Here is a 22,586-nt window from a genome sequence, read left to right as displayed (position 1 = left end):
GGCGGCTACGCCGGGTCGTGTTCGTCCGCGAGTCGCTCGGCGTGGTCCAGCGAGGTCGCACGCTCCCAGCGGACGCGCTCGGCGTCGCCGTAGGCGAGCGCCTCCTTCAGTTCGTCGCGGAGGACGCCCACGCCGCGGCCGACGAGGTCGCCGTCCGCGTCGCCGAGTTCGTAGTAGCCGTAGGCTTCCGGAGCCTTTCCGACGGTCCGCTTTTCCAGCGGCTCCCAGCGCTTCCGGAGCATCACTCGGCGACGAACTCGTAGGAGTGCTCGGCCCAGTCGTCCTCGACGAAGACGAACACGCGGCCGCGGGCGACCTCGGGGTCGGCCTCGATTTCGAATCGGTGGCCGGGGACACGCCGGACGAGGACGCCGGGGAACAGCTCTTCTTCTTCGCCCTCGCCGAGGATGACGCGGCCGACGCCGCTCGATTCGAGCACGTCGTCGTGGCTCTTGAGGTCGTTGACGTACATCATGACTCCCTCGGTCTCGGTGGGGTCGGTGACGAGGACGTGGACCTCCTTGCCGGGGGCGGTGGCGAGCGTGCCCGTGACCGCTTCGGGGACGCCCCGGTAGACCGTGGTTCGGTTGTCGATGTACTCCACTTCGACGCCGTAGTCGTGGAGTTCGACGCCGAGTGTGCTCGGGGCGATGTCGCTGCGGGCGCTCATGGCTCACCGTTGCCGCGGGGACGGCAAAAACGTCGCGTCTCGGGTCGACCCGCTAGCGTCGGAATCGAACGCGTCGCCGCCGCGTCGGTCCCCGAACCTACGGGCGAAAACGGCACGGACCGCCACACATAACACGATGTGCCGACCTCCGGCAAGTATGCACGGCCGAGCCACCGCCCTCGGGGCGGGCACCGTCTTGAACGCCCTCGCGACGGCGACCGGCTCCGCGTTCGCCATCGACGCGGAGACCACCGCGTCGGTCGAACTGGACGACTCCGGCGCGGTCCGCGGCAGCATCGCGGAGGCCCCCGACGCCGACACGCGGCTCATCGAGCGCTGCGTCGAGCTTGTGGTCGAGGCGTTCGGCGACGGCGAGGGCGGCACCGTCGAGACCGAAAGCGACCTGCCGATGGCCGCCGGCCTCAAGAGTTCCAGCGCCGCGGCCAACGCGACGGTGCTGGCGACGCTCTCCGCCCTCGGTCGCTCGGTCGGTCCCGGCCCGGACGCCGACATCTCCCGGCTCGACGCCTGCCGCATGGGCGTCCGCGCCGCCCGCGAGGTCGGCGTCACGGCGACCGGCGCGTTCGACGACGCCTCGGCCTCCATGGTCGGCGGCGTCGTCGTCACCGACAACACCGACGACGAACTCATCGCCCGCGACGAGGTCGACTGGGACGTGCTCGTGTGGACGCCCCCCGAGCGCGCCTACAGCGCCGACGCGGACGTGAGCCGCTGCGAGAACGTCGCCCCGATGGCCGACCTCGTTTCCGACCTCGCACTCGAAGGGCGCTACGCCGAGGCGATGACCGTCAACGGCCTCGCCTTCTCGGCCGCCCTCGACTTCCCGACCGACCCCGCCGTCGAGGCGATGCCCATCGCCGACGGCGTCTCGCTGTCCGGGACCGGCCCGAGCGTCGTCGCCGTCGGCGACCGCGCCGACCTCGAACGCGTCAAGGAACTGTGGGACGCCCGCGACGGAGAGACCCGACTGACGACCACCCGAACCGACGGAGCACGAATCCAATGACAGACGACACCGACACCGCAGCCGAACCGTTCCAGGACATGTCGCTCGACGAACTCCGCGAGGAGATAGAGGATATCGACCGCGGCATCGTCGAACTCATCGCCCGCCGGACCTACGTCGCCGACACCGTCGCGCAGGTCAAAGCCGAGAAGGACCTGCCGACGACCGACGAGTCCCAAGAAGAGCGCGTGATGGAGCGCGCCGGGCAGAACGCGGCTCACTTCGAGGTCGACTCGAACCTCGTGAAGGCGATTTTCCGGCTGCTCATCGAGATGAACAAGGCCGAACAGCGGCAGAACCGGTAGCCGATTTCGGGGTTCCAAGACCGCACATCGGAGTTCTGTTAGTTGACTCTTCTTTGGGCCGTTGTTCTGTTGTTCCTCGGTCTTCGCGAGGACACGGTTCCCATAGTCACGAGGATACGGTTTCCATAGACCTCACTCGCGAGTCACCAGTTCGGGAAGTGAGAGTCGCTTCGGCGAGTCCGGGACGAGCCACGCCGGGACGACTCGCGTGAGCGTGACCATCCCGACCAGTTCGACGAGCGTCTGGGTCACGACGACCGCAGGTGCCAGTCGGTAACCCGCCGGAAGCGCAAGTGCAAGCGGCAGGACGACCAGCGAGTTACGGGTGACCGACGTGAACACGAGCGCCCTGCCCTCCCCGGCATCCATCTGCAAGACTCCCGCCGCGAGTCGTCCGAGTATCGGCATGACGACGAGGAAGGCGACGTACACCGGAATGACGACTGCAATCTCCTCGATCGAACCCTGCACCCGGGGGAGCTGCGACGCGATGACGACGAACAACGTCGCGCCCATCATCGGTACCGGTACCCACCCCATCGCCTCCTGCCACGCGTCGCCCCTCGACGACCGTTCCGCCCACGCTTCGGTAAGCCACGCGAGCGTCAACGGGAGCGCGATGAGTACCAGGAACGCCTCGACGAACGGCCCCGGTTCGATGACCGCTGCGACCGTCGAACCCATGAACAGCCACAGGTACAGCGGGAGCAACAACAGTTGGACGAGCATCAGAGCCGGGGTCGTCGCTGTGATCTGCTCGGCGTCGCCGTCTGCGAGTTCGGTGAAGGTAATCACGTAGTCGATACACGGCGTCAGAAGCACCATGAACGCACCCACGAGGATGACCGGTCGCTGGGGGAGGAACCGAGTGAGTCCCCAGACGACGACGGGGACGACCAAGAAGTTCATACCCAGTGCCGCCGCGACAAATCGCCCGTTCCGAAACGCGCGACGGAGCCGAACGAACGGAATTTCGAGGAACGTGACGTAGAGCAGGGCGGCCAGCACCGGGTCGATGAGCGACTCGGAGAGCGGGGCCGAGTTCGGAAGATAGACGCCGACTCCGACGGCCGAGAGAACGAAGGCTGCATAGACGGCAACTTGATGCCGTTGGAGCCACCGCTTCGAGTTCATCTACCGGCTGATTCGTTAGTCGCCGGTAAACCACCGTCGCTCCCCCGTGCCAGACAGGATGCGGCGAAGTAGACGGAATCTGTCACACCAAGTGAGGGCCTGACGGGCCGAACAGCGGCAGCGTCGGTAGCTCGGCGCGACGCGGCCGTTGACGCCGCGTCACTCGCGGATGACCATCACCTTCACCCGCCGGACCGCGTCGAAGTCCCGGAGTCGGTACGTTAGCTCTCGGACGCGCTCCGCGGGGCCGCGGCAGAACAGCGATTCGAGACACCACTCGCCTTGGTGGGTGTGGCTCGTGTTGAGGATGACGTCCTGAAACTCGTGTTGCGCCCCGTGCAGCTCGCGAATCACGTCGTGGTGGCGGTAGTCGAAGCCGACGAGCGCGACGACCTCGCCGGACACGTCTTCGAGTCGGGCGTGGGACTCGATGAACTCCTGCATGGCCTCTCGAACCGCCCGCGACCGGTTTTCGATGCCCTCGTCGCGCCACGCCCGGTCGAACTCCTCGACCAGTTCGTCGGGGATGTTGAAACTCGTCCGCATCGGTTCGAACTGACGTGCGCAGCTACAAGAGTTCCCGTTATGACGACACCCCAGATTCGGTATTAACAACCCCTATACCCCTCGTTTTCCACGAATACGGTAGTACATGGCCTCGAACGAACTGCTCGGGCTCGTCGTCGGCGCGGTGGCTCTCGGAGCCATCCACGGCGTCGAACCGGGTCACGGCTGGCCCGTCGCGGCCTCGTACGCGCTCGACCAAGCGAACAAGTGGGTGTACGGGTTCGCGGCGAGTTTCATCCTCGGAGTCGGCCACCTCGTCAGCAGTATCGCGATGGTGGGCGTGTTCTTCTACGCGAAGGAGTACTTCGACCTCACGCAGGTCAACGAGTCGATTACGATACTCGGCGGCGTCCAAATCGGCGGACAGGTCAGCCTCGTGGCCGGCGTCTTACTCATCGCGCTCGGCATCCGCGAGTACACTCACGGACACGCTCACGGGACTCACGGGCACGACGACGGAGAGGGGCACACTCACGACCACGACCACTCACACGAGAGCAGTCACTCGCACGAGGAGGGCCATTCGCACGACCGCGGGCACTCCCACTCTCACTCACACGGCGACCTCGACGAAGCCGCGGACCGCGGCCTCCTCGGCATCGCGTGGTTCGCGTTCGTCCTCGGGTTCGCCCACGAGGAGGAGTTCGAGATTATCGCGCTCTGCGCCGGGTCGAACTACTGCCTCGAACTGATGAGCGCCTACGCCGTCACCGTCATCGTCGGCATCGTCGGGCTGACGATGCTGCTGATCGCCGGCTACCAGCAGTACGAAGACGAGGTGGAGAAGTACACGCCGTATCTCCCGGCGTTCTCCGCGGCCGTGTTGGTCCTGATGGGTCTCGGCTTCATCACAGGGGTGTTCTAATCGGCCTCCGTCGGCCGGCACCAACGTTGATTGCGTCGGCGGGCATCCCCACGGACGACAGACCGATGCGACTGAGAGAAGCGACGGCGGACGACGTTCCCCGACTCGTCGAGCTGTGGTACGACCTCGCGACGGAGATGGAGCGGTACGCCGACCTCAACGGGCTCGTCTACGAATCCTCGACCGACGTGCCGGAAGACCCGTTCCGGGCGCACCTCGATAGCGACGGCGTGACCGAGTACCTCGTCGAGGTCGACGGCGAGGCCGTCGGGTTCGCGACGACGCGGCTCGGCGAGCACCCCTCGCGGGAGTACTCGAAATACACGCGGCTGGTGAACCTGTACGTCGAAGACGGCCACCGGGGGCGAGGGTACGGTTCGGCGGTCGTCGACGAGGTGAGACGGCGGGCCCGCGAGTCGGGCTGTGACCACCTCAAGGTCTCCTGCGAGTGGGACAACCGCGGCGCGCGGTCGTTCTACGAGGACGCCGGCTTCGAGGAAAAGCAGGTGGAGTTCGCGCAGAAACTCGATTGATTGGCAGGTCTCGGCCGGTGGGTCGGCATCCGATTCGCCCCGGATCGGTCCGCGTTCGACCCCCGGCGATAGAGCTATCACCCGGCGACGCATCGAAGCGGCCACGAGGTGATGTCTATTAACGACCACAATCGGAATCTTCGTCCGCGGACTCGTTCTCGGCGTCTCGATAGCCGCGCCGGTCGGTCCAATCGGCGTCCTGTGCATCCAGCGAACGCTTTCTAAGGGTCGTCTCTCGGGCTTCGTCAGCGGACTCGGAGCGGCGTCCGCGGACGCGGTCTACGGGGCCATCGCGGGGTTCGGCCTCGCCGCGCTCTCGTCGGTCCTGCTCGGACACCGTAACGGAATCGCCCTCGCTGGCGGGGTAATCCTCCTGTACATCGGCTTGCAGTCGATTCGAGGCGACCCGGCGTCCGTCGAGTCGGCACCGACGACCGAGCAGTCGACCGTCGCACCGCCCGACTCGAACCCCCGGACGCTCGTCGCCGACTTCGGGTCGACGTTCCTCCTGACGCTGACGAACCCGGTGACGATACTCGCCTTCGTGGGTATCTTCGCCGGCTTGGGCGTCGGCGTCTCGGGCGACTACCTGGCGGCGACGGTCCTCGTCGCGGGCGTCTTCGCCGGGTCGGCGCTCTGGTGGTTCGTCCTGAGCGCCGCCGTCGACCGCGTCCGGGAGCGAGTCACCCCGGCGGTCCTCCGGCGGGTGAACCAACTCGCGGGCGTCGTCATCGTCGGGTTCGGGGTCGCCGCGCTCTGGAGCGGCCTGTAGCGCGCCGCCCCGACTCCCGGCTCCGGCCGAGCCCCGCCGAGTCCCGCCGACCTTCTTCGAACCGCTTCTCGTCGTCACCTCCATATCGCTGGCGACCGTAGGCGTGCGTGAGATGCCCACGCACAAAGCGGAGACGACCTGGACCGGTGGCAAAGACGGCAGCGGCGAGTTCTCGACGGAGAGCGGGACCGTCGAGGGAACGTTCACGTTCCCGACGCGGTTCGAGGACGAACTCGGGTCGAACCCCGAGGAACTCATCGGCGCGGCCCACTCCGGCTGTTTCTCGATGCAGTTGACCGCGTTCCTCGAAGGCGAGGGCTACGCGCCGACGAGCCTCCACACATCGGCCGACGTGCACCTCGACCCGGCCGACGGCGGCGGCTTCGAAATCTCTCGAATCGACCTGACGCTCGACGCCGACGTGCCCGACATCGACGAGGAGACGTTCGCCGAACTCGCCCAGCGCGCGAAGGAGAGCTGTCCGGTGTCGAAGGCGCTCGCCGGACCGGAAATCACGCTGACCGCGACGCTCGCCTGAGCGGGCGAGCGGGCGCGTCGAATCCGGCATCGCGTCCGTCGTCGCGAGCCGACCGAGTCGGCCGCAGCACTCCACTTCAGCGGTTCGACTCGAACCAGTCTTCGGCGAAGTCGACCAGCGCGGGCTGGTCGAGGAGCGTCGCCGTCGCGGCCGCGACCGAGCCCTCGGTCGCGCCGACGGCCGTCTCGAACGCCTCGCCGACTTCCTCGAAGTCGTCGGTCTCGACCTCGATGTCCTCGTACTCGACGACGACGCGCTCGCCGTCTCGGAGCAGCGGCGCGCGCTCCGTCGTCCGCGTCTTCTCGAAGTCCGCGCGGTGTTCGGCGAGGTGGAGCGAGGTGTCGTTCCCGTGGCCGACGCCGAGCAGGAGCGCGTCGCCGCCGCGGTCGTACACCCGCGCCAGCGGCGACCCGTCGCCGAGGCCGTCGTCGAGTTCGTGGCCGCCGACGATTTCCTCGGCGGCCGCGCCCCACGCCGCGAAGGAGACCGTCGGGTGCTCGCTGCGGACGACGCCGGGGTAGTTGCGGAAGCACTCGGGTACCGCGCCCATCCCGCGGGTGGGCGTCACGTCGGGGCGGAACGGCGGCATCGACTCGCCGATGACGTCGACCCAGCCGTCGGGGACCGGGGGGTTCTCCCACGCCGACGGGTCGGTGTACTGGCCCGTGTGGGTCGGCATGACCAGCGTCCCGTCGTCGGTCAGCACCGTCTGGAGGGCGTCCACGACCGCCTGCGGGCCGCCGGCGACCCAGCCGAGCGAACTGAGCGACGAGTGCACGAGGAGGGTGTCGCCGGCCGCGACGCCGAGCGCGCGGAGGTCCGCGGCGAGCGACTCGACGGTTCCCGGCTCGTCCACGCGCTCGACCGCATCTGCTTCGGACATACGCGTCCGTCGGCCGGCCCGGGATTCAATCTTTGGTGTCGGTCGACCGAAAGGTCCAACTCCGACCTCGGCGACGCGTTCGGTATGTCACGCGTCTCCGCCCGCGACGCTCTCCGCTACGCGACCGAAGACGACGCCATCGCGCTCTTTGCAGTCATCCTCGGCGGCTGGGTGTTTTTGACCGTCGGCAGTTTCGCCCTCGCAGGCTACGGGTTCGGACTGATGTTCGCTCTCGGAATCCTCGCCTCACTCGCCGGGGCGCTCGCGATGTTCGCCGGCGTCGTCGGCCTCGCGTACAAACTGCTGGTGGACAGTCGCCGGGCGGTGTCGGAGTGAGAAATCAGTTCACCGCCCGAGAGAAGCCGACGAAGGCCACGTAACAGAGTCCGCCCATCACGAGAAAGACGAACTGGTAGCCGGTGTTCGAAACGATGTCGACGACCGACTGCGCCGGTCGGAGCAGTTTCAGCCACAGCAGCGTACCCGCACCGAGCACCGCGACGACCCAGAGACCTCCCAAGAGCGGCCGCTGTTTCAGATACTCGTTGAGTTCGTTGCGGTTCATGTTAACTACCTCACACTAATGGGTTGAAAAGGCGACGGTGGAAAGTCGAGTCGCGTGGGAGGTGCAGTGACGTGAATCGTCTCGTGAACCGCCACATGAACCGTCCCGTCCGGTCGGCAGGTGTTCCGCAGTCGCGGACCTCAGAAGAACTGCTCGAACAGTCGCCCGAGGAGGAGGATGACGAGCGGGATGCTAAACAGTACCGCGATAGTGGCGAGAAAGCCGGTGACGCTCCCCGACTCGGCGGCGGCTTGGAGAAACAGGGTCATCGGTCTCGTCGGGGTTTCAGACCCCGCCGACATACGTTTTGTTGCCCTCGGGCGCTCACTCCAGATACGTCTCGGCGAGCGCGTCCAGCGCCTCGTGGCGGTGGGTCGTGTGCGGCGCGGTCAGCGGCGAGACCGACACGCGGCCCTCGACGACGGCCCGGCGGTCGGTGCCGTCGGGGTCCGGGATGTCGCCGGTTCGCATCCGCTCCCAGACGCGGTCGTGGAGCTTCACGGTCCCGTTTTCGAACTCCGCGGTCATGTCGTACAGCTCCGAGGGGACGGTCACCTGCATGTCCGCGGGGTCGCCGCTGGGGTCGCGCATGGGCGCGTTGACGTTGAGGTAGTCGCACTGCTCGAAGACGCCAGCCGGCTCGGCGTGTTTGACGAGGTACGACGCGGCGTGGGTCGCCTCGCGGAAGTCCCGCGGGTCGGTCGCCTTCTCGTGCCACGGCAGGTCGCCGCCGGCGGGGACGTACAGCGAGAGGGCGATGGCGGGCACGTCGAAGAACGCGGCCTCGACGGCGGCGCTGACGGTCCCCGACCGGCCGAGGACGTACGCGCCGATGTTGGCTCCCTTGTTGATGCCGGAGACGACCATGTCCACGTCGGGACACAGCGCCTCTAAGCCGGCGACCGTGCAGTCGGCGGGCGTCCCCTCCAGCGCGTAGCCGAGTTCGTGCTCGGTGACGACCGCGTCGGTGGACATCTTCCGGCCGACCGCGCTCTGGTCCGTCGCGGGCGCGACCGCCGTCACGTCGGCGAACTCCGAGAGGGCGTCGTAGAGCGCGCGGAAGCCGACGCTCTCGATGCCGTCGTCGTTGGTGAGGAGGATGCTGGGTTCGCTCATGGTCCGACTGGGGACGGAGCGCGCAAAAAGCCACCCGTCGGACGCAACGTGTCCCGAGGAACGGCGGCGGCCGACGCGCCCCGCTCAGGCGACGCGGTCGACGAGCGTCTCGTCGTCGACGACGAGGTTGTACGCCTCTTCGTCGTCGTTCCAGAGCGCGAGGACGTTCTCGAAGACGAGCACGTCGCCGTAGTCGGCGTCGGCCACGTCGGCGTTCAGCACGGTCTCGCGCGTGCGGACGGCGTAGTGGTCGACCGCCTCGCTGCCGTCGCCGATTTTGAACACCTGGTTGTTGCCCTCCGAGAGGTCGTGGCTCAGTTTGACCGCCAGCAGGTCGATGCGGTTCGTGACGTGGCGCTCCATCTCGGCCATCTTGGCGAACCGCGCGGGGTTCCCGCGAACGTCGAGGCGGCGCTCGCCGTCGGTCCGGAGGACGCTGTAGGAGTACTGCACGTCCACGTTGACGAAGGTTCCCTCGTCCTCGTCGCCGTCGCGACCCTCGTCGAGGCGGCGCTGGAACCCCGGCACGTCGAGGTCCGGCTTCACGTCGAACGACCAGCCCCGGTCAGAGGGCGCGTAGCCGTCCCAGAGGCGGAGCGTCGGCGAGTACACGGTCACGTCGCCGTCGGCGGGCGCGACCTCGCGTTCGACCTCGCGGAGGCCGATGCTCGTGTTTCTGTCCGCCGGCGCGATGGCGACGATTGCGCCGTCGTCGGCGAGGGCGTCGAGGTACTTCTCGACGACCGCGACCGGGTCGTCGAGCTCGCTCAGGACGCTGGCGAAGAGGACGATATCGTACTCGCCGTCGGGGTCGAACGCCTCGGCGGTCTCGCGGTGGACGGTCGTCCGGAAGTTCCGGCGCGTCTCGCCGAGCATCCGGTCGAGCACGTCGGCGGAGGCGCTCGGTTCGACCGCGTGGTAGTCGACGACGGCGTCGTCGGGGAGGTAGTCGTGCAGACCGAGCGCGGGGCCGCCGGTTCCGGCACCCACGTCGAGCACGCGGGGATTACGGGGGAGCAGGCTCCGTTCGGCGAGGTCCGAGAGGACGTAGCCGACGGCGGCGTAGTAGTCCGGGAGGTGGTATATCCCGTAGCCGAGCGCGGCGTCCTCGTCGTACTCGACGGGGTTACCCCGGTAGTAGTCCTCCTTGAGTTGGCGGACGCGCTCCCGGAGGCGGTCGCCGGAGTCGTCGACGTGCCAGTTCGCGCCGTAGCGCCCGATGAGCAGGTCTTCGAGGGCGAAGGAGTAGTCGTCGGGGAAGGCCGCGGGCGACCAGTTCTGAAACGGCGCGGGGTCGTCGTTCGCGGGGACGAACGTGCCGTCGTCGCGCTCGAAGAGGCCGAGGTCGTGGGCCTCCTCGCGGAGCGTCTGTTTCACCACGGCGGGGTGCGGCGCGCCCTCGATGTAGTCGGCTATCTCGTCGGGGTCGATGGGGCGGACGTTTCTGAGGTACTTCGCGTTGTCGCGGACGGCGTCTCTGTCTATCATCGGTGGGCTGTGGAGCGAGTCGCCGTCGCCCGCGCGGCGGGAATCGGGCCCGCGACGGGGCGTCGGCGTCGGTGTCTCCCTTCACTCGTCACTCGATAGGGTCGTGCTTGTCGGTCTGGTCGCGGGTGCGGTCGTCGGCGACGCGGTCGGCACCCGCGCCGACTCCGGTGTCGCCGCGGGAGACGCGTCGGTAGAGGTCGGCGAACGCCTCGTCGTCGGCCGCTGCGAGTGCGCGGGCCGCGTCGGCGACGCGGTCGGCCCCGCCGCCGAACGAAGATTGGATGTCCGCGTACACGCGCGGGGTGCCGCCGGACACCGAGGCGACGAGTTCGTCGAGCGCGGCCGAAATCGGCGTGGCGAACTCCTCGCGCACGTCGTCGGCGGCGAGGCCGAACGCGAGAACGGCGGCGTGGGCGGCCGCCTGCACCGTCTCCATCGCCGCGTCGTGTTCCTCGGGCGTCGTCTCGAAGACGCGGTTGCCGGCCGCGTCGATGTCGGCGAGCAGGGCGTCCGTCTTCGGCCCCGATTCGTCGGCGACGGCGGCGACGTTGCCGGGGGCGTTGTGCGGCGCGAAAAGCGGGTGGAGGCTGAGTCGCTCGCGGTCGGGGAGGTGGTCGCGCATAGCCGCCACCGGCGGTTTCATCGCGCCGGTCACGTCGCACATCGCGGCGTCAGCGCGGTGGGCGTTGTCGGCGACGGCGTCGGCCGCGAGTCGCATCGGAACCGCGAGACAGACCACGTCGAACCGCTCGTCGCCGTCCAGCGGGACCGCCCGCCCGCCCAGCGCGTCCGCTGCGGCGACCGCGCTCTCGGGGTCCGCGTCGGCGAACGCGAGGTCGGCGTCGACGGTGCGGCCGAACCAGCGTCCCATTGCGCCCGCGCCGACGATGAGCACGTCCATCGGTACGGGTGTGGAGGTGCAGCGGGCAAAAGGGAATCGGTGGCGGCGGGTGTGGCGAGACGCCCACCTGCACCCGGCCCGCAAACCACGTTCAACCGACGCCCGGTGTACGAACCATCAAGTGGTCGATGACCGATAGGAAACTATGGCATTCGATGATGTAGATTTCGAGGGTCGGACGGCCTTCATCACGGGAACCAGTCGCGGCATCGGGAAGGCCATCGCGCTCGACTTGGCCGACCGGGGCGCGAACGTCGTCTCGACGGGCAAGACCGTCGACGGGCGCGAGAACCTCCCCGGGACCATCGTCGAGACGACGGAGGAGATACGCGAGCGCGGCGGCGACTCCATCTGGTGTCAACTCGACGTGCGCGACGACGCCTCCGTGCAGACCGCGATCGACGAGACGGTCGACGCCTTCGGCGGCATCGACTTCGTCGTCAACAACGCGGGCGCGATTCACATCGCGGGCTTCGAGGACACGCCGCCGAAGCGGTTCGACCTCCTCATGGACGTGAACGCCCGCGGGGCGTACGCGACGACGCACGCCGCGCTCCCGCACCTCCGCGAGAGCGACCACGCCCACGTCGTCACTTTCTCGCCGCCGATGCCCGCCCGCCCCGCCCCGGGCAAGGTCGCCTACGCGCTCTCGAAGTACGGCATGACGTTCATCGCGCAGTCGCTCGCGGGCGAACTCGACGCCGACGACATCGGCGTGAACGCGCTGTGGCCGGTCGCCGCCATCGAGTCCGAGGCGACCCGGCACTTCGGGATGGGAACGCCCGAGGACTGGCGCACCCCGCAGATAATGTGCGACGCCGTCGCCGAGCTGTTCTCGCGCGACCCGACCGACTGCACCGGCAACGCGTTCTACGACGAGGAACTGCTGTCCGAGGCGGGCGTCGACGACCTCTCTTCGTACGCCGTCGTCGAGGGAAGCGAGCCGGGACCGATGTCGGCCCAACTGTTCGACCCCGAATACGAACGCTGACCCCGGTTATCGGCGCTGAGACTCGGGAGCGGGCGTTTATATCGAATGAACTCGAAACCACTCGCAATGGGTTCAGACGTCGTCGCAGCTAGAGAGACAGTCCTCTCGACGCGACGGTTTGTCGAATCGGCAATTAGACTTATCTACTGGTGGAGAATCGCCTAGCCCATGGAGTTCCCTCGCCTCCCGACACGAGACACGAGCGGCCAGAAAGTCGTCCTGCCGGACGACTTAGAGGGTGAACAGACGCTCGTGCTCATCAGTTTCGACCGCCGCCAGCAGTCGCTGGTCGGGTCGTGGCGCGGGTTCGCAACGGAGTTGTGCGAGACGTACGGACACTTCGAGTACTACGAACTGCTCGTCCTCGGCGGACGGAGCGGGATGATGCCACCGATGTCCGGCGGCGGAATGTCGCCGGGTGCCGCTCGGAGCCGCACCCACGACAACGCGCTCATCGCGCGGGTGGACAAGACCGCGCTCCAGCGCCGTCTCGGGCTGCTCGGCGAGGGCAACATCTACGCGCTCCTCATCGAGGACGGGACCGTCGTCCGGCAGGCAGCGGGCGTACTCACGCCCGAGACGGGCGATGCGCTGGAAGACCTGCTAAAACAGTGGCGCGAGGCCAACTCCGGCTGGACCGACGCGCCCGCCGCTTGCGGCTCGACCGGCGACAACGTCCTCGACAGCTGATTTTCTCCGCCGACGCCGATTCGGATTCGGCGCTCGTTTCGATTCCGCGCTCTCGCGCCGGCTACTCGACGACGAGTTCGACCGGGTACTCCGTCAGGTTCTCGTAGCCGTCTTCGGTGACGACGACGAGGTCTTCGATTCTGACGCCGCCGATTTCGGGGCCGTACAGCCCCGGCTCGATGGTGATGACGTGACCGGGGCGAAGCTCCTCGCCGCTCGGGCTCAGCGACGGGAGTTCGTGCACGTCGAGGCCGACGCCGTGGCCCGTGCTGTGGATGAAGCCGGTTTCGGCCGAGGGGTCGGCGCGGAGCGTGTTCTCGCCGGCCGCCTCGTACACGTCGCAGACGGCGTCGTGGACGTCGGCTCCGGTCGCCCCCGGCTCGATGGCGTCGAGGGCGGCCTCGAACGCCTCCTCGGTGAGGTCGAACCACTCGCGTATCTCGGGCGACGGCTCGCCTTTCACGAACGTCCGGGTCATGTCGCCGTTGTACTTCGTCTCCTTGTCGCGCGGGAAGATGTCGATGATGACGGCCTCGTCGGCGCGCAGCGGGCCGCTCCCGCGGTCGTGCGGGTCGGCGGCGTCGGCCCCGCAGGCGACGATGGTCTCGTCGAGGGCGCAGCCGTGTCGCAGGAGCGTGACCTCGATTTCCTCCCTGACGCGCTCGCTCGTCAGCGGGTCGCCCTCGTAGGTGAGCGTACCGTCGGCGGCCACGTCGGCGGCGCGGATGAGGTCCTCGGCGGCGCGCATCGCGGCCTCGTTGGCGTCCTGTGCGGCGTGGACGTGCTCGACTTCCTCGTCGGTCTTCACCGCGCGGATGTTCGTGAGCACGTCGTCGGTCTCGGCCTCGACTGTGACGCCCTCCTCGCGCAAGGCGTCGGCGGTGCCGAGCGGGAAGTCCGCGGGGACCGCGAGCGACCCGACCCCGTAGTCGGCGAGGAACGCCGCGACCGTCTTCGCCTTCCCGACGACTGCCCCGTGTTCGGCGTGCTTGTCGCGGTAGTCGTAGTCGGAGAGCCGCGAGACGGTGTCGGCGCGGCTCTCTTTCTTCGCGCGGCCGAACTCCAGCGTCGAGACGAGGAGGTGGATGCCCTCGGGCGTGTAGAGCGTCACGTACGGGTCCGGCGCGTCGAACCCAGAGAGGTACAGCTGGTTGGAGTCGCTCCCGTCGGCCGAGATGAGATAGCCGTCGAACTCGTCGCCGAGGAACTCGGCCAGCGGTGAGAAATCGGGTTCCATACTCCGGGGTTCGCCCGGCCGGTAGTAAAGCTCTCGCGTCGCGGTCGGCGGGTTCCGGTATCGACTCCGCGACACGCCTCTTCGGGCAGGAGACGCGCCGCGAATCGGCCGCCGGAACTCGTCGCGCGCGCGGTGCGGCGGAGCGCCGCGGCCCGCGGCGCTCATCCCGAACACAGTACGCTCGCCCGCGATATATGTTTGTTGGCAAACAAGAAACCGAGCGACCGCGGCCCCGTCGGCGTCCGGGAGAACGTCGCCGCGTCCGGTACCCTGATACCGGACCCTGCCGACCCCTCGCGTATGGACGCGCACGTCTCCCCGTCTCGGGTCGCCGGACGCACCCGAGCGCCGCCGTCGAAGAGTTACACCCACAGAGCCGTCCTCGCCGCGGGATACAGCGACGAGGCGGTCGTCCGCGACGCGCTCGTCAGCGCCGACACCAAGGCGACCATGCGCGCGGTCGAGGCCTTCGGCGGGTCGGTCGACCGCGACGGACAGACGGTCGAGGTCGCCGGCTTCGGCGGCCGCCCGGGCACGCCCGACGACGTGGTCAACTGCGAGAACTCGGGGACGACGATGCGCCTCGTCACCGGCTGTGCGGCCCTCGGCGAGGGGCTGACGGTCCTCACGGGCGACGCTTCGCTCCGCTCGCGGCCCCACGGCCCGCTCCTCGACGCCGTCTTCGACCTCGACGGCCGCGCCGAGAGCACGCGCCGGAACGGGCAGGCCCCGCTCGTCGTCGGCGACGGCATGACCGGCGGTACCGTCGAGATTCCCGGCGACGTGTCCTCGCAGTTCATCACCGCGCTCCTCATGGCCGGCGCGGTCACGGAGGAGGGCATCGACGTCGAACTCACGACCGAGCTCAAGTCCTCGCCGTACGTCGATATCACGCTCGAACTCCTCGCCGACTTCGGCGTGGAAGCGACCCGGACCGACGACGGCTTTTCGGTCCCCGGCGGCCAGTCGTACGCCCCCGAGGGCGGCGCGTACAGCGTCCCCGGCGACTTCTCGTCTATCTCCTACCTGCTCGCGGCCGGCGCGGTCGCGGGCGCTGCGGGCGAAGACGTGGTCATCGAGGGCGCGCGCCCGTCCGCACAGGGCGACAGCGCCATCGTCGACATCGTCCGCGACATGGGCGCGACGGTCGACTGGGACGAGGACGCGGGCGAACTGACCGTCTCCGCGGCCGACCTGACCGGCACGACCGTGGACGTGGGCGACACGCCGGACCTGCTCCCGACCATCGCGGTCCTCGGGGCTATCGCCGACGGCGACACGGTCATCGAGAACTGCGAGCACGTCCGGTTCAAGGAGACCGACCGCGTGAGCGCGATGGCCGAGGAACTCGCGAAGATGGGCGCGAACGTCACCGAACAACAAGACAGGCTCACGGTACACGGCGGCGAGACCGACCTCGTCGGCGCGGCGGTCGACGGTCGCGGCGACCACCGCATCGTCATGTCGCTCGCGGTCGCCGGCCTCGTCGCGGACGGCGAGACGACGATTGCGGGCAGCGAGCACGTCGACGTGTCGTTCCCGAACTTCTTCGAGGCGATGTCCGACCTCGGCGCCGACGTGACCGAGAACTGAGCGGACGCATTCGGTTCAACTTCCGGACGGTACCTTTTTCGCCCGCCCGGACGCCGACCGTGTATGTTCGACGCCGACGCGCAGGCGCTCCGCGAGCGACAGTCGGACGGCGACTATCTCCTGCCGGCCTACGACGACTGGTGTTTCTCGCGGATTCCGGGGACCGTCGCCGACCTGCTCGGCGCGGACGCCGGGCCGCGGCTCCCCGCCGAAGCGACCGCGGACTACGACGACGTGTCGCGGGTGGTCGTCTTCCTCGTCGACGGCTTCGGCCTCGCCCAGTGGGACGGCGAGCGCGACCGGATCTCCTTCCTCCGAGAGTTCGAGCGCGCGGGCCGCGTCACCCCGCTCACCACGGTCTTCCCCTCGGAGACGGCCGCCGCGATGAACACGTTCCACTCGGGGGCGTTGCCGTCGGAACACGGCGTCGTCGGCTGGAACGTCTACGACCCCGACGCCGACGAGATGTTCGAGGCGCTGCCCTTCCTCCGGAAGGACGGCACCCAGCCGGAGCGAATCGACCGCGCCGACGTGGCCGACTGCGAGAGCGTCTATCCCGACCTCGCCGCCGCGGGCGTCGAGACGCACCACGTGACGCCGTTCCCGTCCGAGGAGACGGTCCCGCACACCTACGACCCGGAAGACGTCTCGACGTTCTCGGACGCCTTCGCGGAGGCGGCCGAGTCGGCCGCGGACCCGTCGTACGTCTTCGCGTACCTCCCACAGACCGACGCCGTGGCTCACGGCGAGGGCGTCGACTCCGAGGCGTACCGCGAGACGGCCGCAGAGACCTTCGCCCGCGTGGCGGACGCGATAGCGACGCTCGCGGAAGCGACCGACGAAGACGACGCGGGCGAGACGCTCGTCTGTCTCACCGCCGACCACGGCCTCGTCGACACCGACCCCGAGCGCAACCCCGACCTCTCGGAGCCGCCGTTCGACCTCGTCTCGGACCTCCGGACGCTCACGGACGGGACGCCGATTCGGTTCTCGGGGAGTCCGCGAAACGTCCACCTCCACCTGCGAGACGAGCGAACCGACCCCGTCTACGACCTGCTCACGACCGAGTTGGACGCGCGGGTATTCCGGAAGTGCGAGGTGCTGGAGCGGGAACTGTTCGGCCCCGCTCCCTCGCCGACGTTCGAGCGACGACTCGGCGACCTCGTGGTCGTCCACCGCGACCTCGGCGTCTGGTACGGCGACGAGGAGCCGGGGAACCTCGGCTTCGTCGGCATGCACGGCGGACTCCACCCCGACGAGATGCTGATTCCGTTCGCCACGGCGACGCTGGACTCACTCCGGTGAGTCGGGGTCGGGTCCGCGGCCCGTCACGCCCGTCTCTCTCACGACGGCGTCGACCCACCAGAGCTTGAGAACCATCACGCCGAGCGTGCCGAGGAGCGTGCCGACCGGTCTGCGCCGAATCGCCGAGACGAAGGCGTAGAGCGTGACCGGGACGTTGAGGACGTTAAGCACGTTCGGGTAGTCGAGGCCCATCGTCCCGCGCTCGGCGTCGAGCCACTCGCGCTCGGCGAGGACGATTCGGCTGAGGTAGTTGTCCGTGCGCGCGGGCCGCGGGAACAACACCGGGTTAATCGCGGTGAAGGCGACGGCGGCGAGAAAGAGCCGGCGGTCCCGTCGGTAGACGGCGTACATCAACACCGGATAGACGAGGATTCGCGTGCCGGCGCTCCACGGGTTGGCGTGGCGCTCCCAGAACGTCGCTTCGAAGCGGCCGCGGAGTCCGGACGGGGCGTCGGAGTCGGGGTCGGAGTCGGAGGCGGCGGGGCCGGTGGGGGGCGTCGGTTCCATACGGCGGATTCGTCGTCGTCGACCATGAACGTGGGGTCGCCGAACCACCGCCCACGATTGCGCCTTTCTACAAACACTAAATGGGCGGCCACCCGAGGGTCGGGTAATGAACGGCAACGAATTCGGTCGTCTCTTTCGGATGACCACCTACGGCGAGAGCCACGGCGACGCGATGGGCGTCACCGTGTCCGGCTGTCCCGCCGGCGTGGAGCTCTCGGTCGAAGACGTGCAGCACGAACTGGACCGACGGAAGCCGGGCCAGTCGATGATTACGACGAGCCGCGGCGAACCGGACGCCGTCGTCGTCAACTCCGGCGTGCAGGACGGCTACACGACGGGCACGCCCATCGGGATGGTCGTCCAGAACAAGGACGCCCGCTCGGGCAAGTACGAGCCCTACGTGACCGCGCCGCGGCCCTCCCACGGCGACTTCACGTACTCGGCGAAGTTCGGCACGCGCAACTGGGGCGGCGGCGGGCGCTCGTCCGCGCGCGAGACGGTGAACTGGGTCGCCGCCGGCGCGGTGGCCAAGCAGGTCATCGAGCAGAGCGACTACGACATCGAGGTGAAGGCGCACGTGAACCAGATCGGCGACGTGGAAGCGCCGGAGGTCTCCTTCGACGACCTGCGCGAGCACACGGAGGAAAACGACGTGCGCTGTGCGCACCCCGAGACCGCGGCGGAGATGCAGGAACTCATCGAGGAGTACCAGAAGGAAGGCGACTCCATCGGCGGCTCGATATACTTCGAGGCGCAGGGCGTCCCTCGCGGCCTCGGCGCGCCGCGGTTCGACTCCTTCTCGGCCCGACTCGGGCAGGCGCTCATGTCGGTGCCGGCGACGACGGCGTTCGAGTTCGGCCTCGGCCGCGAGGCCCGCGAGTGGACCGGCCACGACCGCAACGAGAACTGGGAGTTCGACGAGGAGGGCGACCCCCGACCCGTCGGCAACAAACACGGCGGCATCCAGGGCGGCATCACGACCGGCGAACCGGTGTACGGCGAACTGACGCTCCACGCGCCCACGTCCATCCCGAAGAAGCAACGGACCGTCGACTGGGAGACCGGCGAGGAAAAGGAGATTCAGGTCGTCGGCCGGCACGACCCCGTCCTCCCGCCACGCGGCGTCCCGGTCGTCGAGGCGATGCTCTACGTGACCATCCTCGACTTCATGCTCCTCGGCGGACGCATCAACCCCGACCGCCTCGACGGGCAGGCCGGCGAGTACGACACGCCGTACCACCCGTCCAGTCCGGACAACGAGTAGCGAATCCGATTCCGCGTTATCGTTCACTCTATTCGGCGGGCGTGACAGCCCGTTCGTCCACTTTTGACGGTGGGAGGGTGAGTCAGTTTAACAATATTAAGTCCTTCATTATCTTTCCTTGTTAATCCATAGCAAAGTCTTTAATCGGACCCTCCCCAACTTTTCAGGTAGCGCCCCAGCGGGGCCGTGAGCTCAACATATGACTGACCACGAACTTATCTGGCGGATCGCAGGGGGTTCCGGTGACGGTATCGCCTCGACGAGCCAGAACTTCGCCAAAGCCCTGATGCGAGCGGGGCTACACGTTTTCACGCATCGCCACTATCCATCGCGCATCCGCGGTGGCCACACGTACACCGAAGTGCGCGTGAGCGCAGACCCCGTCAAGTCTCGCGGCGACGGGTACAACTTCCTCCTCGCGCTCGGTGACTCCTTCGCCCGCAACCCGAGCGAAGGTGCCTACTACGGCAACGAGGAGATCAAGCCGCTCTCGGAGAACCTCGACGAACTCAACGAAGGCGGCGTCATCGTCTACGACTCCGGTCTGCTCGACGCCTCCGAGATCGAGGACTTCGACGAGCGCGTCGAGGAGAACAACTGGCACGTCTACGACATCGACCTGCGCACCATCGCCCGCGAACACGGTCGCGAGGTCATGCGCAACACCGCCGGTGTCGCCGTCACGTGCGCCATCGCCGACATCGAACCCGACGTCATCAAGAGCCTGATGTCGGACGCGATGCCCGACAAGATTCTCGAACCGAACCTGACCGTCTTCGACGACGCCTACGAGATGGTCCAAGAGGAGTACGACGTCGAGGCTCCCGACGTGTCCGCGCCGACCGGCGAACACGACGAAGAGCAGGTGCTTCTCTCCGGCTCCGACGCCATCGCGTACGGTGCCATCGACGAAGGCTGCCGCTTCATCGCGGGCTACCCGATGACCCCGTGGACGGAAGTCTTCACCATCATGACCCAGAACCTCCCCGAACTCGGCGGCATCTCCGAGCAGGTGGAGGACGAGATCGCCGCGGCCGCGCTGGCAATCGGTGCCTCCCACGCGGGCGTCAAGGCGATGTCCGGGTCCTCCGGTGGCGGCTTCTCGCTCATGTCCGAGCCGCTCGGTCTCGCGGAGATTACCGAGACGCCGCTCGTCCTCGTCGAGGCCATGCGCGCCGGTCCCTCGACGGGCATGCCGACGAAGCCCGAGCAGTCCGACCTCGAACACGTCCTGTACACCTCGCAGGGTGACTCCCACCGCATCGTCTTCGCGCCCGGGACCGCCGCCGAGGCGTACTACCAGACGCGCAAGGCGTTCCAGATCGCCTACGAGTACCAGATTCCGTCCATCGTCCTCTACGACCAGAAGCTCGGGGGCGAACTCTCGAACGTCCCGGCGTCGGTCTTCGACGAGGAGCCGAACGCCGACCTCGGTTCGGTCCTGACGGAAGCGGAACTCGAAGACGCGCCGCACGACGACTCCGGCAAGTACCAGCGCTTCCAGCACGACACCGAAAACGGCGTCTCGCCGCGTTCGCTGCCGGGCCAGAAGGGCGGTCGCTACCTCGCCACGGGTAACGAGCACATGCCCGCGGGTCACATCTCGGAGTCCCCCGAGAACCGCGTCGCGCAGATGAACCGCCGCATGCAGAAGGTCGACAACATCCGCGCCGAACTCGACGCCGACGGCGAGTTCAACACGGTCTACGGCGACGAAGACGCCGACCTCGGCCTCATCACCTTCGGCAGCCAGCAGGGCACCGTCGAAGAGGCCGCCGACGTTCTCAACGAGAAGGGCCACTCGGTCAAGGTCCTCGGCGTCTCCGAGATGATGCCGTTCCCGAAACAGCAGGTCGCGGACTTCCTCGACAGCGTCGACGAGGCGCTCGTCGTCGAGATGACCGCCTCCGCCCAGTTCCGCGGACTCATCTCCAAGGAACTCGGCGGCTACGGCGACCAGATGTCGAGCCTCCTCAAGTACAACGGCAACCCGTTCGAGCCCGCCGACATCGTCGAGGGCTTCGAGACGGCGCTCCTCGAAGGCGAGGAGCTCCCAGACAACCGCACGAAGTTCGTCCCCAAGGTGGGTGAATAAATCATGAGTGCATTCAGCGCAATCGGTGAAGAAACGGAGCAGGACCAAAACGAGTTCACCCCCGGACTCGAACCCCAGCCGACGTGGTGTCCGGGCTGCGGTGACTTCGGTGTCCTCAAGGCGCTCAAGGGCGCGGCGGCCGAACTCGGCCTCTCGCCCGACGAGATGATGGTGACGACCGGTATCGGCTGTTCCGGCAAGCTCAACAGCTACTTCAACAGCTACGGGTTCCACACCATCCACGGCCGCTCGCTGCCCATCGCCCGCGCCGCGAAGCTGGCGAACCCCGGTCTGACCGTGGTCGCCGCCGGCGGCGACGGCGACGGCTACGGCATCGGTGGCAACCACTTCATGCACACCGCTCGTGAGAACCACGACATCACCTACATCGTGTTCAACAACGAGATCTTCGGCCTCACGAAGGGCCAGACCTCGCCCACGTCGCCGATGGGTCACAAGTCGAAGACCCAGCCCCACGGCTCGGCCAAGACGCCGCTCCGCCCGCTCTCGATGTCCCTGAACGCCGGGGCGTCGTACGTCGCGCGGACGGCCGCCGTCAACCCGAACCAGGCGAAGGACATCATCGTGGAAGCCATCCAGCACGATGGCTTCTCCCACGTCGACTTCCTCACGCAGTGTCCGACGTGGAACAAGGACGCCCGTCAGTACGTCCCGTACATCGACATCAACGACTCCGAAGACTACGAGTTCGACAACACGAACCGCTCGGAGGCCTCGGAGATGATGTTCGAGACGGAGAACGCCCTCCACGAGGGCACCGTCCTCACCGGCCGGTACTACGTCGACGAAGACCGCCCGTCCTACCAGCAGGAGAAACAGCGCATCGGCGAGATGCCCGAAGAGCCGCTCGCGGAGCGCTACTTCGACGACTCCTACGAGTGGGAGCGGACGTTCGACAACTTCCTCGACAAGCACAAGTAACGCCGACGACGCGGTAGTCGGCGCTCGGTTCACGGCCGGCGGCCGCGCCGGTTCGATGTGACCGAGAACCCTTTTCGGATTCGCAAGATATTTTTCTCCCGTCGGAAAACCAACGGGCATGGAAACCACGTCCACGGAAGGACGCATCCTCGCGGTCTTGGAGGAAGACGCGAAGGCGTCGTATGCCCAGATCGCAGACAGGGCGGACGTGTCGAAGCCGACGGTTCGGAAGTACATCCGAAAACTCGAGGACGACGGCGTCATCATCGGTTACTCGGCCGACATCGACCCGAAGAAACTCGCCGGGCAGTCTATCGCCATGGTCGGCATCGACGCGACCAGCGAGCGCTACGTCGAGGTCACGCGCATCCTCAAGGAACTCGACTCGGTGGAGGCGCTGTACACGTCCTCCGGCGACCACATGCTGATGGCCGAGGTCCGCGCCGTCGACGGCGACTCCCTCGGCGACGTCATCTCCGACGAGATTCTGTCTATCGACGGCGTCACGGCCGCACACCCCTCGTTCCTGCAGGAGCGACTGAAGTAACGCGACCGATTTCGTCCGCCGCGACCGACCCGCCGCGTCCTTCCCCGTCGT

The 22,586-nt window shown here is 67.8% G+C and carries 27 protein-coding genes; 15 read left to right on the top strand and 12 right to left on the bottom strand.

Features of this window, described 5'->3' with window-relative positions; genetic code table 11:
- Window positions 1-5 precede the first annotated feature (5 nt).
- Together ABY42_RS06485 and ABY42_RS06480 are read right to left on the bottom strand one after the other, a co-directional pair.
- Window positions 6-242: a DUF7508 domain-containing protein gene (locus ABY42_RS06485; RefSeq protein WP_004968096.1), complete on the bottom strand. Its 237-nt coding sequence runs from the start codon at window positions 240-242 to the stop codon at window positions 6-8.
- Window positions 242-670: a DUF5796 family protein gene (locus ABY42_RS06480; protein ID WP_004977214.1), complete on the bottom strand. Its 429-nt coding sequence runs from the start codon at window positions 668-670 to the stop codon at window positions 242-244. The genes ABY42_RS06485 and ABY42_RS06480 overlap by 1 nt, the downstream gene beginning before the upstream one ends.
- A gap of 157 nt (window positions 671-827) precedes the next feature.
- On the opposite strand from ABY42_RS06480, the gene ABY42_RS06475 reads away from it, so the two are divergent.
- Window positions 828-1,697, top strand: coding sequence for a shikimate kinase (locus tag ABY42_RS06475; protein WP_050458992.1), 870 nt, complete (start codon window positions 828-830; stop codon window positions 1,695-1,697).
- A complete protein-coding gene (locus ABY42_RS06470; RefSeq protein WP_004977216.1) occupies window positions 1,694-2,002 on the top strand; it encodes a chorismate mutase in 309 nt (102 codons plus the stop codon). Before ABY42_RS06475 ends, ABY42_RS06470 begins: the two co-directional genes overlap by 4 nt.
- Before the next feature lie 132 nt (window positions 2,003-2,134).
- Here the strand turns inward: ABY42_RS06470 and ABY42_RS06465 are convergent, their stop codons facing one another.
- Window positions 2,135-3,136 carry an arsenic resistance protein gene (locus tag ABY42_RS06465; RefSeq protein ID WP_004977217.1) on the bottom strand — a complete coding sequence of 334 codons (1,002 nt, stop codon included), beginning with the start codon at window positions 3,134-3,136 and terminating at the stop codon, window positions 2,135-2,137.
- Between the two features lie 159 nt (window positions 3,137-3,295).
- A complete protein-coding gene (locus tag ABY42_RS06460) occupies window positions 3,296-3,682 on the bottom strand; it encodes a CopG family ribbon-helix-helix protein (protein ID WP_004977218.1) in 387 nt (128 codons plus the stop codon).
- 106 nt (window positions 3,683-3,788) lie between these two features.
- Between ABY42_RS06460 and ABY42_RS06455 the strand changes: the two genes are divergently transcribed.
- The 4 genes from ABY42_RS06455 to ABY42_RS06440 all read left to right on the top strand — a co-directional run bounded on the left by ABY42_RS06455 (window position 3,789) and on the right by ABY42_RS06440 (window position 6,411).
- Window positions 3,789-4,568, top strand: a complete 780-nt coding sequence (locus tag ABY42_RS06455) for a hypothetical protein (RefSeq protein ID WP_050458991.1) — start codon at window positions 3,789-3,791, stop codon at window positions 4,566-4,568.
- Between the two features lie 65 nt (window positions 4,569-4,633).
- Complete coding sequence (locus ABY42_RS06450; RefSeq protein WP_050458990.1) at window positions 4,634-5,101, top strand: GNAT family N-acetyltransferase; 468 nt, start codon at window positions 4,634-4,636, stop codon at window positions 5,099-5,101.
- Window positions 5,102-5,231: 130 nt separating this feature from the next.
- Window positions 5,232-5,873 carry a LysE family translocator gene (locus ABY42_RS06445; RefSeq protein WP_331458226.1) on the top strand — a complete coding sequence of 214 codons (642 nt, stop codon included), beginning with the start codon at window positions 5,232-5,234 and terminating at the stop codon, window positions 5,871-5,873.
- A gap of 112 nt (window positions 5,874-5,985) precedes the next feature.
- A complete protein-coding gene (locus ABY42_RS06440; RefSeq protein ID WP_004977224.1) occupies window positions 5,986-6,411 on the top strand; it encodes an OsmC family protein in 426 nt (141 codons plus the stop codon).
- 76 nt (window positions 6,412-6,487) lie between these two features.
- Here ABY42_RS06440 and ABY42_RS06435 read toward each other — a convergent pair whose 3' ends face one another.
- Window positions 6,488-7,294: an aminoglycoside N(3)-acetyltransferase gene (locus ABY42_RS06435; protein WP_050458988.1), complete on the bottom strand. Its 807-nt coding sequence runs from the start codon at window positions 7,292-7,294 to the stop codon at window positions 6,488-6,490.
- Between the two features lie 84 nt (window positions 7,295-7,378).
- On the opposite strand from ABY42_RS06435, the gene ABY42_RS19765 reads away from it, so the two are divergent.
- The gene (locus ABY42_RS19765) at window positions 7,379-7,630 is read left to right on the top strand and encodes a hypothetical protein (protein WP_197092916.1); all 252 of its coding nucleotides are present in this window, start codon (window positions 7,379-7,381) and stop codon (window positions 7,628-7,630) included.
- Between the two features lie 4 nt (window positions 7,631-7,634).
- Here ABY42_RS19765 and ABY42_RS06425 read toward each other — a convergent pair whose 3' ends face one another.
- From ABY42_RS06425 to ABY42_RS06410, 5 genes are all read right to left on the bottom strand, one after another.
- A complete protein-coding gene (locus ABY42_RS06425) occupies window positions 7,635-7,859 on the bottom strand; it encodes a hypothetical protein (protein ID WP_050458987.1) in 225 nt (74 codons plus the stop codon).
- A 140-nt stretch (window positions 7,860-7,999) separates the two neighbouring features.
- Window positions 8,000-8,128, bottom strand: a complete 129-nt coding sequence (locus tag ABY42_RS20070; protein ID WP_255564049.1) for a hypothetical protein — start codon at window positions 8,126-8,128, stop codon at window positions 8,000-8,002.
- A 55-nt stretch (window positions 8,129-8,183) separates the two neighbouring features.
- A complete protein-coding gene (gene surE, locus ABY42_RS06420; protein ID WP_050458986.1) occupies window positions 8,184-8,975 on the bottom strand; it encodes a 5'/3'-nucleotidase SurE in 792 nt (263 codons plus the stop codon).
- Window positions 8,976-9,059: 84 nt separating this feature from the next.
- Window positions 9,060-10,463 carry a small ribosomal subunit Rsm22 family protein gene (locus ABY42_RS06415; protein WP_004977229.1) on the bottom strand — a complete coding sequence of 468 codons (1,404 nt, stop codon included), beginning with the start codon at window positions 10,461-10,463 and terminating at the stop codon, window positions 9,060-9,062.
- Window positions 10,464-10,551: 88 nt separating this feature from the next.
- The gene (locus ABY42_RS06410) at window positions 10,552-11,364 is read right to left on the bottom strand and encodes a prephenate dehydrogenase/arogenate dehydrogenase family protein (protein WP_004977231.1); all 813 of its coding nucleotides are present in this window, start codon (window positions 11,362-11,364) and stop codon (window positions 10,552-10,554) included.
- A gap of 145 nt (window positions 11,365-11,509) precedes the next feature.
- On the opposite strand from ABY42_RS06410, the gene ABY42_RS06405 reads away from it, so the two are divergent.
- Together ABY42_RS06405 and ABY42_RS06400 are read left to right on the top strand one after the other, a co-directional pair.
- The gene (locus ABY42_RS06405; RefSeq protein ID WP_049905224.1) at window positions 11,510-12,355 is read left to right on the top strand and encodes an SDR family oxidoreductase; all 846 of its coding nucleotides are present in this window, start codon (window positions 11,510-11,512) and stop codon (window positions 12,353-12,355) included.
- 168 nt (window positions 12,356-12,523) lie between these two features.
- Complete coding sequence (locus ABY42_RS06400; RefSeq protein WP_050458985.1) at window positions 12,524-13,045, top strand: hypothetical protein; 522 nt, start codon at window positions 12,524-12,526, stop codon at window positions 13,043-13,045.
- A gap of 61 nt (window positions 13,046-13,106) precedes the next feature.
- On the opposite strand, the gene ABY42_RS06395 is transcribed toward ABY42_RS06400, so the two are convergent.
- A complete protein-coding gene (locus ABY42_RS06395; protein WP_050459903.1) occupies window positions 13,107-14,282 on the bottom strand; it encodes a M24 family metallopeptidase in 1,176 nt (391 codons plus the stop codon).
- A gap of 300 nt (window positions 14,283-14,582) precedes the next feature.
- Between ABY42_RS06395 and aroA the strand changes: the two genes are divergently transcribed.
- Complete coding sequence (gene aroA, locus ABY42_RS06390; RefSeq protein WP_050459902.1) at window positions 14,583-15,875, top strand: 3-phosphoshikimate 1-carboxyvinyltransferase; 1,293 nt, start codon at window positions 14,583-14,585, stop codon at window positions 15,873-15,875.
- Window positions 15,876-15,938: 63 nt separating this feature from the next.
- A complete protein-coding gene (locus ABY42_RS06385; protein WP_050458984.1) occupies window positions 15,939-17,180 on the top strand; it encodes an alkaline phosphatase family protein in 1,242 nt (413 codons plus the stop codon).
- Here the strand turns inward: ABY42_RS06385 and ABY42_RS06380 are convergent.
- Window positions 17,169-17,687 carry a DUF6653 family protein gene (locus ABY42_RS06380; RefSeq protein WP_004977237.1) on the bottom strand — a complete coding sequence of 173 codons (519 nt, stop codon included), beginning with the start codon at window positions 17,685-17,687 and terminating at the stop codon, window positions 17,169-17,171. The two genes, ABY42_RS06385 and ABY42_RS06380, sit on opposite strands and share 12 nt — an antisense overlap.
- A gap of 106 nt (window positions 17,688-17,793) precedes the next feature.
- On the opposite strand from ABY42_RS06380, the gene aroC reads away from it, so the two are divergent.
- The 4 genes from aroC (at window position 17,794) to lrpA1 (ending at window position 22,535) form a co-directional block, all read left to right on the top strand.
- Window positions 17,794-18,951: a chorismate synthase gene (gene aroC / locus ABY42_RS06375; RefSeq protein ID WP_004977238.1), complete on the top strand. Its 1,158-nt coding sequence runs from the start codon at window positions 17,794-17,796 to the stop codon at window positions 18,949-18,951.
- A gap of 199 nt (window positions 18,952-19,150) precedes the next feature.
- Window positions 19,151-21,046 (top strand): 2-oxoacid:acceptor oxidoreductase subunit alpha, encoded by a 1,896-nt coding sequence (locus ABY42_RS06370; protein ID WP_049905225.1) that lies wholly within the window; start codon window positions 19,151-19,153, stop codon window positions 21,044-21,046.
- Between the two features lie 3 nt (window positions 21,047-21,049).
- Window positions 21,050-21,988, top strand: a complete 939-nt coding sequence (locus tag ABY42_RS06365; RefSeq protein WP_004977240.1) for a thiamine pyrophosphate-dependent enzyme — start codon at window positions 21,050-21,052, stop codon at window positions 21,986-21,988.
- 118 nt (window positions 21,989-22,106) lie between these two features.
- Window positions 22,107-22,535: an HTH-type transcriptional regulator LrpA1 gene (gene lrpA1, locus ABY42_RS06360; protein ID WP_004043634.1), complete on the top strand. Its 429-nt coding sequence runs from the start codon at window positions 22,107-22,109 to the stop codon at window positions 22,533-22,535.
- Window positions 22,536-22,586 lie beyond the last annotated feature (51 nt).

This window comes from Haloferax gibbonsii (assembly GCF_001190965.1).
Lineage (GTDB): Archaea > Halobacteriota > Halobacteria > Halobacteriales > Haloferacaceae > Haloferax > Haloferax gibbonsii.
This window is presented reverse-complemented; position numbering and strand designations above follow the sequence as displayed.

What these genes read in the sequence shown, in the direction of transcription:
- ABY42_RS20070 (WP_255564049.1), bottom strand. Translation starts at nt 8,128, where the DNA reads ATGACCCTGTTTCTCCAAGCCGCCGCCGAGTCGGGGAGCGTCACCGGC.
- ABY42_RS06395 (WP_050459903.1), bottom strand. Translation starts at nt 14,282, where the DNA reads ATGGAACCCGATTTCTCACCGCTGGCCGAGTTCCTCGGCGACGAGTTC.
- ABY42_RS06440 (WP_004977224.1), top strand. Translation starts at nt 5,986, where the DNA reads ATGCCCACGCACAAAGCGGAGACGACCTGGACCGGTGGCAAAGACGGC.
- ABY42_RS06435 (WP_050458988.1), bottom strand. Translation starts at nt 7,294, where the DNA reads ATGTCCGAAGCAGATGCGGTCGAGCGCGTGGACGAGCCGGGAACCGTC.
- ABY42_RS06465 (WP_004977217.1), bottom strand. Translation starts at nt 3,136, where the DNA reads ATGAACTCGAAGCGGTGGCTCCAACGGCATCAAGTTGCCGTCTATGCA.
- ABY42_RS06475 (WP_050458992.1), top strand. Translation starts at nt 828, where the DNA reads ATGCACGGCCGAGCCACCGCCCTCGGGGCGGGCACCGTCTTGAACGCC.
- aroA (WP_050459902.1), top strand. Translation starts at nt 14,583, where the DNA reads ATGGACGCGCACGTCTCCCCGTCTCGGGTCGCCGGACGCACCCGAGCG.
- ABY42_RS06410 (WP_004977231.1), bottom strand. Translation starts at nt 11,364, where the DNA reads ATGGACGTGCTCATCGTCGGCGCGGGCGCAATGGGACGCTGGTTCGGC.
- surE (WP_050458986.1), bottom strand. Translation starts at nt 8,975, where the DNA reads ATGAGCGAACCCAGCATCCTCCTCACCAACGACGACGGCATCGAGAGC.
- ABY42_RS06425 (WP_050458987.1), bottom strand. Translation starts at nt 7,859, where the DNA reads ATGAACCGCAACGAACTCAACGAGTATCTGAAACAGCGGCCGCTCTTG.
- ABY42_RS06380 (WP_004977237.1), bottom strand. Translation starts at nt 17,687, where the DNA reads ATGGAACCGACGCCCCCCACCGGCCCCGCCGCCTCCGACTCCGACCCC.
- ABY42_RS06365 (WP_004977240.1), top strand. Translation starts at nt 21,050, where the DNA reads ATGAGTGCATTCAGCGCAATCGGTGAAGAAACGGAGCAGGACCAAAAC.
- ABY42_RS06455 (WP_050458991.1), top strand. Translation starts at nt 3,789, where the DNA reads ATGGCCTCGAACGAACTGCTCGGGCTCGTCGTCGGCGCGGTGGCTCTC.
- ABY42_RS06485 (WP_004968096.1), bottom strand. Translation starts at nt 242, where the DNA reads ATGCTCCGGAAGCGCTGGGAGCCGCTGGAAAAGCGGACCGTCGGAAAG.
- ABY42_RS06460 (WP_004977218.1), bottom strand. Translation starts at nt 3,682, where the DNA reads ATGCGGACGAGTTTCAACATCCCCGACGAACTGGTCGAGGAGTTCGAC.
- ABY42_RS06480 (WP_004977214.1), bottom strand. Translation starts at nt 670, where the DNA reads ATGAGCGCCCGCAGCGACATCGCCCCGAGCACACTCGGCGTCGAACTC.
- aroC (WP_004977238.1), top strand. Translation starts at nt 17,794, where the DNA reads ATGAACGGCAACGAATTCGGTCGTCTCTTTCGGATGACCACCTACGGC.
- ABY42_RS19765 (WP_197092916.1), top strand. Translation starts at nt 7,379, where the DNA reads ATGTCACGCGTCTCCGCCCGCGACGCTCTCCGCTACGCGACCGAAGAC.
- ABY42_RS06385 (WP_050458984.1), top strand. Translation starts at nt 15,939, where the DNA reads ATGTTCGACGCCGACGCGCAGGCGCTCCGCGAGCGACAGTCGGACGGC.
- ABY42_RS06400 (WP_050458985.1), top strand. Translation starts at nt 12,524, where the DNA reads ATGGAGTTCCCTCGCCTCCCGACACGAGACACGAGCGGCCAGAAAGTC.
- ABY42_RS06450 (WP_050458990.1), top strand. Translation starts at nt 4,634, where the DNA reads ATGCGACTGAGAGAAGCGACGGCGGACGACGTTCCCCGACTCGTCGAG.
- ABY42_RS06470 (WP_004977216.1), top strand. Translation starts at nt 1,694, where the DNA reads ATGACAGACGACACCGACACCGCAGCCGAACCGTTCCAGGACATGTCG.
- ABY42_RS06415 (WP_004977229.1), bottom strand. Translation starts at nt 10,463, where the DNA reads ATGATAGACAGAGACGCCGTCCGCGACAACGCGAAGTACCTCAGAAAC.
- lrpA1 (WP_004043634.1), top strand. Translation starts at nt 22,107, where the DNA reads ATGGAAACCACGTCCACGGAAGGACGCATCCTCGCGGTCTTGGAGGAA.
- ABY42_RS06370 (WP_049905225.1), top strand. Translation starts at nt 19,151, where the DNA reads ATGACTGACCACGAACTTATCTGGCGGATCGCAGGGGGTTCCGGTGAC.
- ABY42_RS06405 (WP_049905224.1), top strand. Translation starts at nt 11,510, where the DNA reads ATGGCATTCGATGATGTAGATTTCGAGGGTCGGACGGCCTTCATCACG.